Consider the following 12,735-nt stretch of genomic DNA (forward strand, 5'->3'; position numbering starts at 1 on the left):
AAAGCCATGGCTGCCCCCAAAGAATCCCGCATCGTTGGCATCGTGGCCCATATCGACGCCGGCAAGACCACCCTTACGGAGCGCATCCTCTATTACACCCGCAAGATCCATCGCATGGGAGAAGTCCATGACGGCAACGCCACCATGGACTATCTGGAAGAAGAGCAGAAGCGCGGTATCACCATCACTGCAGCGAGCACCACGGTTACGTGGCAGGACTGCCGCATCCACATCATCGATACCCCGGGCCATGTGGACTTCAATGTGGAGGTGGAGCGCTCGCTGCGGGTGTGTGACGGCGCGGTGGTGGTGTTCTGTGGCGTGGCCGGGGTGGAGCCTCAGAGCGAGACCGTGTGGCGCCAGGCCGAGAAATACCATCTTCCCAAGGTGGTGTTCATCAACAAGATGGACCGTCCCGGTGCGGACTATGGCCGCGTGCTTGCCGAGATCACCGAGCGCTTTGGCGTGGTGCCGGTGCCGGTGACCGTGCCGGACCCCGGGGAGGCGCACGCCGTGCTCGATGTCTGGGCCGGGACCCGTTTGCTTTTCGATGTGGCAAGTCTTGGCCAGGAAGTTGCCGTGGCCCCTGTGGATTTTTCGGAGCTTTCGGCGTGGCGGCGGGTGGCCGTGGAGCGCCTGGCCGAGGTGGATGACACCATCTTGGAGCGTTATTTGGCCGACGAGCCGGTGGAGACGGAGGCGGCGCACGCTGCCTTGGCCCGGGCAACGCGTGCCTGCCGAGCGGTGCCGGTGTTTGCTGGAAGCGCCCTCAAAAATTACGGCGTGCAGCCGCTTTTGGACGGGGTGCGCCGCTATTTGCCTGGGCCCATGGAATCGGCGGGGCACGCTGAGGTGTGTCAGCGCCTTGAAGAAGCGGGCATTTCTCCAGAGGTGACCGTGGCCTACGCTTTCAAGGTGCAGTTCGATGGGGCGCACAAGCGGGTGTTTTTGCGAGTGTATAGCGGCGCGCTGGGAGAAAATGCCACGCTCTTCAATACCCGCACCGGCCGATTCGAAAAGGCCCACAAGGTGTACACTGCCCATGCCCATCACCTGGAGCCCACATCGCTGGCCCAGGCCGGAGACATCGTCCTGGCTACGGGCCTTCGGGATGCGGTCACCGGCGACACCCTGCTTGGCGAGCGGGGGAGCCTGCGGCTCGAAAACATCGATCTCCACGAGCCGGTGATCTCCCAGGCCATTGTCCCGGCCAGCGCCAGCGATACCGACCGGCTGCGCCAGCTCCTCGAACGCTACGCCGTGGAAGACCCGACGCTGCGGGTCACCACGGACCCGGACACGGAGCAATTGGTGCTCTCGGGCCTTGGCGAGCTCCACCTGGAGATCACCTTGGAGCGCTTGCGGCGCGAAAGCCGACTGCAGTTTCGCGCGGGAAACCCCCAGGTCATCTTTCAGGAGACCGTGGCCCAGCAGGCTCAGGCCCAGGCGCAGGTGGCGCGGCTCCTGGGAGACACCCTGCACCGCGCCCAGGTGGCGGTGGCCGTTGCCCCCCGGCCTCGAGGCACGGGCAACCTGGTGCGCTGCGAAGCGGACTGTATGCATCAGGCCGTGGCGGTGCAGGCCGTGGAAGACGCCCTCCATGGCGGGGTGCAGGGCTATGCCGTGACTGATACCGAGGCCGTAATCCTGGCGGTGGCCCCGGTGGATGGCGGCATTACGGAGTTGGGCGTGCGCATGGCTGCCATGGAGGCCATGGAGCGCGCCATGACCGAGGCCGGCAGCGTGCTTTTGGAGCCCATCATGCGCGTGGTGGTGACCGCGCCGGCGGAGTTTGTGGGCGATATGGTGAGTCTTTTGGGGGCAAAGGGCGCGCGCATTGAGTCCATGGATGGTGATGCGCTCCAGACCGTGATCCACGCCTTGGCCCCCTTACGCACGCTGTTCGGCTTTTCCACGGAGTTGCGCTCCGCCACGCGGGGCAAGGCCTTTTTCACCATGACCTTTGCGCGCTACGATACTGCGGCGGCCTAAGGTCCATTGCAAGGAGAAGATCTATGGAAGAATCGTACACGGAAATTGCCTCGCGTTTGCGCGGCTTGCGCGAGGCGTTGGAGTTGAGTGTCGAGGACGTAGCCGCTCGCCTGGAAGTGGATCCCGACGCCGTGCGCCGCTATGAGTCCGGGACCTGTGAAATCCCGGCAGGATACTTGGTGGCAGTGGCCAAACACTTGGGGGTGGATCTTACGGTGCTCGTCTCCGGCGCTGAGGCTCACCTGCACCGGGTAAGTCTGGTGCGCCGCGGCAAAGGCATGAGCGTGGAGCGGCGCAAGGACTATGACTACAAAAGCCTGGCGTACCGCTTCGTGGGCCGCAAAATGGAGCCCTTTTTGGTGACCGTCCCGGCCAAGGAGAAGGACCAGCTCACCTTCAACGAGCACCCAGGGCAGGAATTCATCTACATGCTTTCCGGCACGCTGGAGATCACCATCGGCGATCAGGAGTACGTGCTCGAACCAGGGGACAGTCTCTATTTCACTTCCCGCACCCCCCATGCCCTGCGCGGCATCGGCGGTCCGGCGGAATTCCTCGATGTGGCCATCTAACGTATTTTCTTTTGTGGAGACTGCCATGAGCTCGATGCATCCTTCGTCGTATGAAGAACTGGTGCGCACCTGGCGTGTGGAGGTGCCGCCGCGCTACAATTTCGCCTTTGATTTCGTGGACACTGTCGCCGCCACGGATCCGCAGCGTCTGGCTATGATCCATGTGGATGACGCTGGCGTGCGACGGGAATACACCATGGGCTATTTTGCTGAACAGTCCAGCCGCATGGCCAATGCCTTGGCAGGCATGGGCATTGGCCGTGGGGATACGGTGATGATCATCGTCCACCGCCGGGTGGAGTTTTGGATCCTCATGCTCGCCCTGCACAAGCTGGGGGCCTTGGGCGTGCCCTCGCCGGCGCTGCTGACGGCAAACGATATCATCTATCGCGTCCAGACCGCAGCAATCAAAGGCATCGTGGCCGACGCTTCGGTGCAGGCCACGGTGGAGGCGGCTATGCCGCAGTGTCCTACCTTGTCGGTGTTCGTGCTGACCGGCGCCGAGGCTGCGCCTTCTCCCTGGAAGCGCTGGGAAGACGTGATCGCCGCGGCTTCCGCCCAGTACCTCCGGCCGGCCGATGCCCCGGGGGGCGACGACCCGGCCACGGTGTTCTTTTCTTCCGGCACCACCGGGTACCCGAAAATGGTGCTCCACACCTTTACCTACCCCTTGGGGCACATGGTGACCGGCAAGCTGTGGCATGATCTGCGGCCTGGAGACGTGCATCTCACCGTGGCGGACACGGGCTGGGCCAAATCGGTGTGGGGCAAGTTTTATGGCCAGTGGTTGGCCGGGGCCACGGTCTTCGTGTGGGACTACCGGGGAAAGTTCGACCCCTCGCGCCTGCTTTCGGTCATGGCCAAGCACCGGGTGACCACCTTCTGCGCCCCGCCCACCATCTACCGCTTCTTGGTGCGTGAGAACCTTTCCCGCTACGACCTCTCTGCCTTGCGGCATTGCACGACCGCAGGTGAGCTCCTCAACGACAGCGTGTTCCTCGAGTGGAAGGAAAAGCTGGGGCTCCCCATTTTCGAGGGCTACGGCCAGACCGAGACCACCCTGCAGATCGCCACCTTCCCCTGCATGGAGCCCAAGCCCGGTTCCATCGGCAAGCCTGCGCCGGGATGGGATATCGTGCTCCTCGACGAGACCGGGGAAGTGTGTCCTCCGGGCGTGGAAGGCGAGATTTGCGTGCGTCTTTCCCCTCGACCGGTAGGGCTTTTTCGAGAATACTGGAAGGCCGAAGACAAGACCGCCAATGTCATGGAAGGCGGGGTGTACCATACGGGCGACAAGGCCTGGGTGGATGAAGACGGCTACTTCTGGTTTTTGGGCCGGGTGGACGATCTCATCAAGAGCTCGGGCTACCGCATCGGGCCCTTTGAGGTGGAAAGCGCCCTGGTGTCCCATCCGGCAGTGGTGGAGGCCGCGGTCACCGGTGTGCCGGATCCGGATCGGGGGCAGGCGGTGAAGGCCTCGGTGGTCCTTGCCCCGGGATACACCCCTTCGCCGGAGCTTACCCGTGAGCTGCAAAACCACGTCAAGAAGGTCACTGCCCCGTACAAGTATCCTCGCATCGTCGAATACGTGACGGAACTGCCCAAGACCATCAGCGGCAAGATCAAGCGCGCGGAGATCCGGGCGCGCGACGCGAAAAACTCCTAGCCATTGGCCTTCCCCTGCCGGAGCGGGGGAAGGCTTTTTCTATGGCCCTGGACACCGAGCTGCTGGCTGCTGAGGGCATCGCGTCGGCTGCCGGAGCGGGAGAAGGTTTTTTCTATGGCCCTGCGCATTCTCCATACTTCGGATTGGCACTTAGGGCACCGGCTCTATGGCCGCCGCCGCGATGCCGAGCACGAGGCCGTGCTGCGCTGGCTCCTTGCCATGGTGCGCGCGCACGCAGTGGACGTGCTCATGGTGTGCGGGGACGTCTTCGATACCGGCGCCCCCAGCGCTGCGGCCCAGGAGCAGTACTACGGATTTCTCCAGGAACTGCGGCAAACAGGCTGCCGCCATGCGGTGATCCTCGCAGGCAACCACGACTCGCCGTCTTTTTTGGCCGCACCCAAGGGCCTTTTGCGTGCCTTGGGGGTGCATGTGATCACCGCGCCGCAGCCGCTGGTTTTGATGGATCCTTACGGTCGGCCGGAGTTGGCGGTGGCAGCGGTGCCCCATTTGCGGGAGCGCGATGTGCGCACGGCCATGCCCGGGGCGTGTTTGGAGGACAAGGCCGCTGCCTGGGTGCGTGGAGTGGCGGCGGTATACGCCGAGGTCATGCGCTCGGTCCGGTCCATGGCCCCCCAGACCCCGGCCGTGGCCTTGGGCCACCTGTTCGTGGCAGGCAGCCAGGTGGCCGACGGCCAAGGCATGCGTTTTGCCGTGGGAGGCGTGGACCGGGTACCGGTGGAGGTCTTTCCTGCCTGCACCTATGTGGCCTTGGGGCATGTGCACGGCGCTCAAGAGGTGGCGGGCCGTGCCCACGTGCGCTATAGCGGCGCCCCGCTTGCCTTGGGTTTTGCCGACGCCGGCAAGGCCAAGTCCGCCACCTTGGTGACGGTGGAAGGCGAGGGCAGGATGACGTGCGAGCTCTTGGCCGCGCCTGCGCCGCAGTCCATGGTGCGTCTGTGCGGCCCGTTGGCGCAGGTGGAGGCGGATTTGCGGCGTTTAGTGGAGGTCGGCGGGAGTGTGTGGGTGGAGGTTGAGGTCACAAGTCCAGAGCCTGCCGATACCGTGCGCCGCCGCATCGAGGCGGCGGTTTCTGGAAGCGCGGTGGACGTCTTGTGCGTGCGGGTCCCCCGGTCGCCCTCCTTGGCCTTGGGCGCTGCCGGGGAGCGTTTGGAGGAGCTTTCGCCCGAGGAGGTCTTCCGCCGCCTTTTGGACGCCCATGCGGTGGAGGAGGGCCTGCGTCCGCAGCTGACCGCGGCCTTTGCCGAGCTCATGGATACCGTGCTCCAGTGCGGGGACCAGCATGCGCCTTGAATCGTTAGTTCTCCAAAATATCAATTCCCTTGCCGGTACGTGGGTCGTGGACTGGAGGCGTCCTGAAGTGGCGGGCGAGGGAGTGCTGCTCATTTCCGGCCCCACAGGTGCAGGCAAGACCACCGTGCTCGATGCCCTGACCCTGGCCCTCTATGGCCGCACCCCGCGCATGGGTCGGGTGACGGAGGCGAACAACGAGGTCATGACCCGGGGCGAGGCCGAGATGCGCGCGGAGCTTGCCTTCGCCACCGCCAAGGGACGCTATCAGGCGAGTTTTACCCAGCGCCGGGCGCGGGGAAAAGCCCAGGGTCGCCTGCAGGCGCCGCGCCACGAGTTGGTGGACCTGGACTCTGGCGCGGTCTTGGCCGAAGGGCTGCGGGAAACCGAGCGGGCGGTGACTGAGGTCCTGGGTCTGGGCTTTGAGCAATTCACCCGGGCCGTGCTCCTTGCCCAGAATGGCTTTGCCGCCTTTTTGCTCGCCGCGGCCGATGAGCGGGCGCCGCTTCTGGAGCGCATCACCGGCACCGAGATCTACTCCCAGCTGTCCATCGCCGCTCATGAGCGGGCCAAGGAAGAACGCGCCCGGCTGGACGCCTTGACGGAGCGCTTGGCCGCCTTGGAGCTCCTGCCTGCTCAGGAGTTGTCAGAGGCGACCCAGCGCCTTGCCGCATTGGAGCGTCAGGCGCAGGCCACCGCGGAACATCTTGAAGCGCTGCGCGCCCTGCAGGCCCGTTGGCGCGACTTCCAGGCATTGCAGGAGGAAGCCGCCTCCCTCAAGGAGGCAGAAGCCCAGGTACTGCAGCAATTGCGGGCCCTGGAAGACGACCGGCGGACTGCGGCCGTGGCCCGGCGGGCCGAAGAGGCGGCGCGGGATGTGGCGGAGGTGGAGCGTTTGGAAAAGGAGACGCGCGAGGCCGAAGCCGCCTGCCAGCGTTTGGCCCAGGAAGTGCAGACGCTGGTCGTCGAGTCCCGCACCCTGGGGGCTTCTGTGGAGGCGGCCTGCACCGAAGCGGCCACAGCGCGCAGCGCTTGGGAGACCATGCGTCCGCGCCTGGCCGAGGCCCGGCGTTGGGACGCTGAAATCGCTGCGGCGCTGGCAACCCAACGCCAGGCGCAGAATCTCGTGAACCGGGAAAAGGCCCGCGTGGATGCCGAAACCCAGCGCGTGGCACGGTGCCAGCGGGAGCAGGCGGCCTTGGAAGCGCGGCTTCAGACCTTGGGCGTTCTTCGCAAGAACGAGACGGACGTGGATCTGGGCGCTGTGGTGCAGGCCGCGCTGACAGCGGGGGCAGCCGAGGAAGAGGCAGTGGCGCGGGAGCTTGCCGCTGCCCAGGAAGAACTGCAGCGAAGTCAGGAGGAGTTGGCCTTGGTCAAGGAAATGGAATCCTTGGAGGCCAAGCGGCGGCAACTGCGTCCTGGTTCTCCCTGTCCGCTGTGCGGAAGCCTCGATCACCCCTTTGCCCATGGGACGCCGCTTGTGCAGCCCGTCGCCGAGGCCGTGGTCCGGCATAAGGAGCATTGCCGCCAGTGCGCCCACAAGCTGGAGGCGCTGCGCGCCAGGCGCCAGGCCTTGGGAGAGACTTGGGCGGCCATGGCCCACCATGCCGCCGCGCTCCAAGCCGCGGTGCAGGCCGAAGCGGCCGCGCGCCGCGCCCTTGCCGAGGCGCAGGCCGCCCTTGCCCAGGCCACGCAAGCGATGGAGCGCTGCCGAGAGCAGCGGCGTATTGTCTTGCCGGATTCGGATGTGGAGGCAGTGGAAACCCGGTTGCGTACGCAGGCAGAGCAGGCCGCTGCCCGGCAAGAGGCATTGCAGCGGCAATACGCGGCGTACACTGCGCGTCTGGCCGCGGCTCAAGCCCGCAAGGAAGAATGGGAGCGCCGCGCCCAAGAGCTTTCCCGGGCGGTGGCGTCGTCTTCGCATCGCCTCAATGCGCGCTTGCAGGAGCTGGGGTTTGCAAGCCTTGGGGTGTGGCGCTCTTCCCGGCGGGACGCCGCCTGGGTGGCCCAGGTGGAGGCCGCGGCCAAAGATGCCGAGGCGCGGCTTGCTGCTCTCCAGCTTGGCCAGCAGCGACTAGCCCTGCGGCAGCAGGAGGCGCGGGCACGCCTGCAGGATGCGCCGCCGCGCGCCGAGGTGGATGCTGCTGTGGCGGCCACCGAAGCAAAGTTCCAAGAAATTCAGGAAGAACGTGGGGCGGTGGCGGCCCGCGTGGCCGAGGCCCGGCGCCGTGAAGAACAGGCACGCCAACTGCGTGCGGCCCAGGCGGCGCAGGCGGCTACTGCTGCCACGTGGGAGCGTTTGCGCGAGCTCATGGGGTCGGCGGATGGGAAAAAGCTGCGTAACTTTGCCCAGGGGCTTACCCTGGACCTGCTCCTCTCCGTGGCCAATGCCCGTTTGGCGGCCATGAGCGACCGCTACCAGTTGGTGCGCGACGGCCTTGGATTGGACATCGCGGTCATCGATGGGTATCGCGCCGGAGAGCGCCGCTCGGTGCGCAACCTCTCCGGCGGAGAGACCTTCGTGGTGAGTCTGGCTTTGGCCCTCGCCTTGTCCTCGCTGGTGAGTGGCGGCGGAGAATTGGGATGCCTCTTTGTGGACGAGGGCTTTGGCACCTTGGACGAGGAGAGCCTGGAATTGGTCCTGGACAGCCTCTTTGCATTGGGCGAGGAAAATCGCCTGGTGGGAATCATCTCGCACGTACCTGCCTTGCGCGAGCGGCTCGTGTGCCAGATCGCCGTGCGTCCGGTGATCCCTGGCCGCAGCAGCCTTTGGGTGCACACGCCCCAGGGCTGGGAGTCATTGGCTGCCGGAAACGGGGGGTAACGATGCGACTGGGCAAAACGAGCCTGGTGTTGGGTGTGGGCATCCTATGGTGTGGAAGCACGCTTTGGGGCGCATCTGCGTCCATGGATATGGAAGCGCGGGTGCGCTCGCAATGTTTCCATTGCCATGGGGGCGAGAAGCTCTGCCAGGCCACGGACGATCCAAATTGGTGGCAACGCGCCGTAGATCGTATGGTGCAGTACCAAGACGGCCTGCTGCAGCCAGAAGAAGTCCCGTCCATGGCTGCGTGGCTGGCCGATGCATCGAACCGCAAGCATTGGTGCGCAAAAAATACTCAAGGAGAATGATCCATGCCAAAAGTGGTGTTTTGGGTCCATCCAATACTGCAGTTGCTCGCAACGGCCATGGCGGCCTATGCCCTGTATTTGGCCTGGCCTCGGGTACTGCGCAACCATTTTGGAAAGCGTACTTCTTTTGCCTGGACGGAGCATGTCAAGTGGGGCAAATACGCCCATATCTTATGGATGCTCGGCTTGGTGGGCGGGACGGCATTGGTGGCCCGCCATTGGGGAGGAAGCGGCGCCACCGGAGACCACTACTGGATTGCCCAGCTCATCATGCCGTGTATTGCTGGCGGATACATCACAGGCACTATCATGGATCGTGACAAAAAGCCGCGGAAGTATATGCCGCTTGTGCATGCTGTATTCAATATTCTTGCACTCATTATAGCCATTGTGCAGATTTTTACCGGTATTGGAGTGATACGGGAATTTTTGCTTCCGTGACTCTTCTGATATTTCCTGGAGTATTTTGGAGAGGCATGACAAAAGCCGCCTTCGTGGGCGGCTTTTGCGGTCTTTTCTCATCATCGTTTTGGGTTATTGCAAGATGCGGTCGATGAGCTCGCGGTACTTGCGTTCGATGATGTGGCGCTTTTTCTTGAGGGTATTGGTGAGTTCTTCGCCGATGGTGAATTCCCGGTCCAGCAAGTGGATGCTCTGGATCTTCTCGTAGGGCTTGAAGCCGTTTTTGGGCGTGAGCCGGGCATTGAGCTCCGCACGGATACGCTCAAGAACACGGCGGTCCAGGAGATGCTCGGCCCCTTCCTGAAGCTCTTCTTTGGCGTGCTGGAAGCGTTCGCGTACGAATTCTTGAAGTTTTTCCCAGTCTGGGACGATGAGGGCCCCAAGTCCTTTTTTGTCTTGGCCCACGAGCACGGCGTCCTGTACAAAAGGAAAGACCGAAATGGCGGCTTCGATGTTGGTGGGGTCCACGTTCTCCCCGCTGGCGAGCACGATGATCTCTTTGGCCCTGCCGGTGAGGACGAGCTCGCCGGTGAGCGTCATGCGGCCGAGATCCCCGGTGCGGAAGAATCCGTCCGCAGTGAAGGCCGCCGCTGTGGCGTCGTCGTTTTTGTAATAGCCGTGAAAGACTTGTGGCCCGCGGAGCTGGACTTCCCCTTCCTGACCTCGGGGCACTTCCTGGTCGTGCTCGTCGGCCACGCGCAGCTGGGTCTCTGGAAAGGGCGGGCCAAGGGTTCGGAATACCGGGCAGTTGAAGCCCCGGCCGGCGATTCCCGGGGAGCACTCGGTCATGCCGTAGGCATTGATGATGCGAATGCCGATGGCGTCCAGCCATTCCTCCAAATAGGCGGGAAGACTGCCGCCGCCGCTGATGGCGGCCTTGAGCCGCCCCCCGAAGCGCTGGCGTAGGGCGTGGAATTTTTGGTGCGCCAGCGCCGCCACCGGGAAGAGCGCAAGGGCTTGGGCTGCGGCCAGTGTTTTCTGGAGTGCGCGGCGGGGCCACGGCACCGGGGCGAAGACCGGCAGCTCGCCGCGCACCGTGCGCACCGCCCGGCGCCACGTGGTGCTCGCGGCGACGAGTGCGGTAAAGATGCGCGCCTTGGTCGGGCTTTCCTTGGCGATGGCGGCATTGACCTTCTTGTAGAGTGACTCCCAAATGCGGGGCACGGTGGCCACCAACGTGGGGCGATAGGTGATCAGGTCTGCGGCGAAGGTGCGGATGGAGGAGTAGACGAGACACGAGCCGCGCGACAGGGCGATGTACTCGGCGGTGCGCTCGAACACATGCCAGGTGGGCAGGATGGAGACCCAGACGTCGCTCGCCTCAAGGCGAATGAGATCGGGCAGATTGCGAACGTTGTGGAGCACGTTGCCGTGGGTGAGGGGGACTCCTTTGGGCACGCCGGTGGTTCCTGAAGTGTAGATGATGGTGAATACTTGGTCGGCGTGGCGCGAGGCGATGCGGTCGTGGAACCATGCCTGATCGCTGGGAGTGATCTGCCGGTCTCCGAGGATGTGCGTGTAGGAGAGCACGGGTGCTCGTCGGTGGGAGGCATTCCCGGTCATGACGAAAATTTTCTTGAGACGCAGCTTCTGGAAAAGGGATTCGTAGTGTTCTGCCAGGGCGTCGGTTTCCACGATGGCGAAGCGCGCTTCGCTGTGCGAGATGATATATTCGACCTCGGGTTCTGGGGTGTCGGTCCCGCGAGGGATGCTGATGGCGCCAAGCACTTGCAGGGCGAGATCCGTGACGATCCAAGCATAGCGGTTGTCGGAGAGGAAAAAGACTTTTTCTCCCACATGGATGCCGTGCTCATGGAAGGCTTTGGCCAAAATGAGCACATCTTCCGCGAGCTTTTCGTAGCGGACGCGGATTTCTTGGCCGTCTGCGCGGTAGATGCAGGCAGTCCGGCCAGCGTGACGGGTGCAGGCGTCGAGCAGCAGGGTCTGGGGCAGTGATGCCATAGAATGCCTCAATGAAAAAAGTGAAAAACCCTGTTATCCTATGGCGGGATTCTTGACAATGGCGGGGGATCAAGGGGCTCTCGGCAAATTTCGGGCCATTTGACACCCGCCGGTGCCGTCACTAAAAGCGAGCCTTTGCCAGAAAGGCGAGAGTGGCGAAACTGGTAGACGCACTAGACTTAGGATCTAGCGGGCAACCGTGGGGGTTCGAGTCCCCCCTCTCGCACCACGGCCAAATCTCAAGGAGGATCAGGATTCATGGAATACACGCTGGAAGAGCTCTCCCCGATCAAACGTAAAGTCCATGTGAAGGTGGATGCCGAAGAAGTCGATGCCGCTATTTCCGCCACAGTTGCTTTGTATCGTGGCGGAATAGATATCAAGGGTTTCCGCAAGGGTAAGGTCCCGTCCTCCATTGTGGAGGCCAAATACAAGAAGCAAATTTACGGGGAAGCCACCACGGACCTGATCAACTACCATATCAATGAGATCATGAATGAGCTCAACTTGGCGCCGCTGTCGCGTATCGACGTGGACGCCAAAGAGATGGAGCGCGGCACCCCTTTTGCTTATTCGTTCACCTTTGAAGTGGCTCCTCCCATTGAGCTTCCGGAGTACAAGGGTCTGGAGGTGGAAGAGGAAGAGGTGGTGGCCGATGAGACGGCCATCCATCAGGTCATTGATCGCCTGCGGGACCGCATGGGCCAGATGGTGATCGTCAAGGAAGATCGGCAGCCCACGGATGGCGAGGTGGTGGTCATTGACTTCCAGGCCTTCCAGGACGGCGAAAAGCTGGAAGGCGTTGGCGCCAGCAAGTTCGAAATGCCGTTGGGCACGGGCGGGGCGCTGCCGCAGTTTGAAGAACTGGTGCGCTCGCTCACCCCTGGGTCGAGTACCGAGGGCGAAGTGACCTTCCCGGAAGACTTTTTGAATGAAGACCTGGCGGGCAAGACCGTGACCATGCGGGTGGAGCTCCACGCCATCAAGCGCAAGGAGTTGCCGCCACTTGACGACGATTTTGCTGCGCAGTTGGGCTATGAGTCGGTGGACGATCTGCGCTCGAGCATCGAGAAGGCCTACTTGGAGACCCGCAAGGACTTGGTGCGTGGCGACGCCCAGAAGCGGCTGCTTGATCGCATCAAATCCCAGGTGGATTTCCAGCTGCCCGAGAGCCTGGTAGAAGAGGACCTCGATTCGCGTCTGGCGGACTTGCGCCGCAAGCTGGAGGCGCAGGGCAAATCTTTTGCCTCCTTGGGCAAGACCCCGGAAGAGCTGCGGGCAGAACTGCGCCCAGCAGCCGAAGACGCGGTGAAGTCGTCTCTGGTGCTTCTCGCCATCGCCCAGGCCGAGGCATTGACGGTGGAACCTGCAGAAGTGGACGTGGTGCTCCAGAAGATGGCCATCGCCACGGGTCAGGATTTCCATGCCCTCAAAGATTACTACGAGCAGCACAACCTGATGATCCCGCTCAAGGATCGCGTGCTCGCGGACAAGGCCATGGATTTGGTGTATCAGCACGCGGTCATCACCAAGGTGCCGCCCAAGAATGCGGCAGAATAATCGCGGACCAAGGGTCATCCTGGGGCTGGAGGCGCCGGGCTGGCCCTTCAGCCTTTTTTTATGCCCGCTATTGACACC

At 63.3% G+C, this 12,735-nt stretch carries 9 protein-coding genes and 1 tRNA gene; 9 read left to right on the forward strand and 1 reads right to left on the reverse strand.

The annotated features are described in order from the left end of the window. Nucleotides 1-6 precede the first annotated feature (6 nt). The 7 genes from QMF81_RS06465 to QMF81_RS06495 all read left to right on the forward strand — a co-directional run bounded on the left by QMF81_RS06465 (nucleotide 7) and on the right by QMF81_RS06495 (nucleotide 9,114). Nucleotides 7-1,992, forward strand: coding sequence for an elongation factor G (locus tag QMF81_RS06465; protein WP_281749923.1), 1,986 nt, complete (start codon nucleotides 7-9; stop codon nucleotides 1,990-1,992). Between the two features lie 23 nt (nucleotides 1,993-2,015). Then, nucleotides 2,016-2,564, forward strand: coding sequence for an XRE family transcriptional regulator (locus QMF81_RS06470; protein WP_281749924.1), 549 nt, complete (start codon nucleotides 2,016-2,018; stop codon nucleotides 2,562-2,564). 25 nt (nucleotides 2,565-2,589) lie between these two features. Continuing rightward, entirely contained in the window at nucleotides 2,590-4,230 is a 1,641-nt protein-coding gene (locus QMF81_RS06475) for an AMP-binding protein (protein ID WP_281749925.1), read from the forward strand. 114 nt (nucleotides 4,231-4,344) lie between these two features. Further along, nucleotides 4,345-5,544, forward strand: coding sequence for an exonuclease SbcCD subunit D C-terminal domain-containing protein (locus QMF81_RS06480; RefSeq protein ID WP_281749926.1), 1,200 nt, complete (start codon nucleotides 4,345-4,347; stop codon nucleotides 5,542-5,544). Then, on the forward strand, nucleotides 5,534-8,365 hold the full coding sequence (locus QMF81_RS06485) for an AAA family ATPase (protein ID WP_281749927.1): 2,832 nt from the start codon (nucleotides 5,534-5,536) through the stop codon (nucleotides 8,363-8,365). The genes QMF81_RS06480 and QMF81_RS06485 overlap by 11 nt, the downstream gene beginning before the upstream one ends. Nucleotides 8,366-8,448: 83 nt before the next feature. Next, complete coding sequence (locus QMF81_RS06490) at nucleotides 8,449-8,673, forward strand: hypothetical protein (RefSeq protein WP_281749928.1); 225 nt, start codon at nucleotides 8,449-8,451, stop codon at nucleotides 8,671-8,673. 3 nt (nucleotides 8,674-8,676) lie between these two features. After that, nucleotides 8,677-9,114 (forward strand): DUF4079 family protein, encoded by a 438-nt coding sequence (locus QMF81_RS06495; protein WP_281749929.1) that lies wholly within the window; start codon nucleotides 8,677-8,679, stop codon nucleotides 9,112-9,114. A gap of 93 nt (nucleotides 9,115-9,207) precedes the next feature. On the opposite strand, the gene QMF81_RS06500 is transcribed toward QMF81_RS06495, so the two are convergent. Further along, entirely contained in the window at nucleotides 9,208-11,097 is a 1,890-nt protein-coding gene (locus tag QMF81_RS06500; RefSeq protein WP_281749930.1) for an AMP-binding protein, read from the reverse strand. Between the two features lie 146 nt (nucleotides 11,098-11,243). Here QMF81_RS06500 and QMF81_RS06505 point away from each other — a divergent pair. Further along, nucleotides 11,244-11,326: transfer RNA gene (locus QMF81_RS06505), tRNA-Leu, on the forward strand. A gap of 29 nt (nucleotides 11,327-11,355) precedes the next feature. After that, nucleotides 11,356-12,657: a trigger factor gene (gene tig, locus QMF81_RS06510; protein WP_281749931.1), complete on the forward strand. Its 1,302-nt coding sequence runs from the start codon at nucleotides 11,356-11,358 to the stop codon at nucleotides 12,655-12,657. The last annotated feature ends 78 nt before the right edge of the window (nucleotides 12,658-12,735 follow it).

Source organism: Thermodesulfomicrobium sp. WS (assembly GCF_027925145.1).
Taxonomy (GTDB): domain Bacteria; phylum Desulfobacterota; class Desulfovibrionia; order Desulfovibrionales; family Desulfomicrobiaceae; genus Thermodesulfomicrobium.

Excerpts from the sequence above, each read along its gene's own strand:
- QMF81_RS06480 (WP_281749926.1), top strand. The coding sequence starts at position 4,345 with ATGGCCCTGCGCATTCTCCATACTTCGGATTGGCACTTAGGGCACCGG.
- tig (WP_281749931.1), top strand. The coding sequence starts at position 11,356 with ATGGAATACACGCTGGAAGAGCTCTCCCCGATCAAACGTAAAGTCCAT.
- QMF81_RS06485 (WP_281749927.1), top strand. The coding sequence starts at position 5,534 with ATGCGCCTTGAATCGTTAGTTCTCCAAAATATCAATTCCCTTGCCGGT.
- QMF81_RS06490 (WP_281749928.1), top strand. The coding sequence starts at position 8,449 with ATGGATATGGAAGCGCGGGTGCGCTCGCAATGTTTCCATTGCCATGGG.
- QMF81_RS06470 (WP_281749924.1), top strand. The coding sequence starts at position 2,016 with ATGGAAGAATCGTACACGGAAATTGCCTCGCGTTTGCGCGGCTTGCGC.
- QMF81_RS06500 (WP_281749930.1), bottom strand. The coding sequence starts at position 11,097 with ATGGCATCACTGCCCCAGACCCTGCTGCTCGACGCCTGCACCCGTCAC.
- QMF81_RS06465 (WP_281749923.1), top strand. The coding sequence starts at position 7 with ATGGCTGCCCCCAAAGAATCCCGCATCGTTGGCATCGTGGCCCATATC.
- QMF81_RS06475 (WP_281749925.1), top strand. The coding sequence starts at position 2,590 with ATGAGCTCGATGCATCCTTCGTCGTATGAAGAACTGGTGCGCACCTGG.
- QMF81_RS06495 (WP_281749929.1), top strand. The coding sequence starts at position 8,677 with ATGCCAAAAGTGGTGTTTTGGGTCCATCCAATACTGCAGTTGCTCGCA.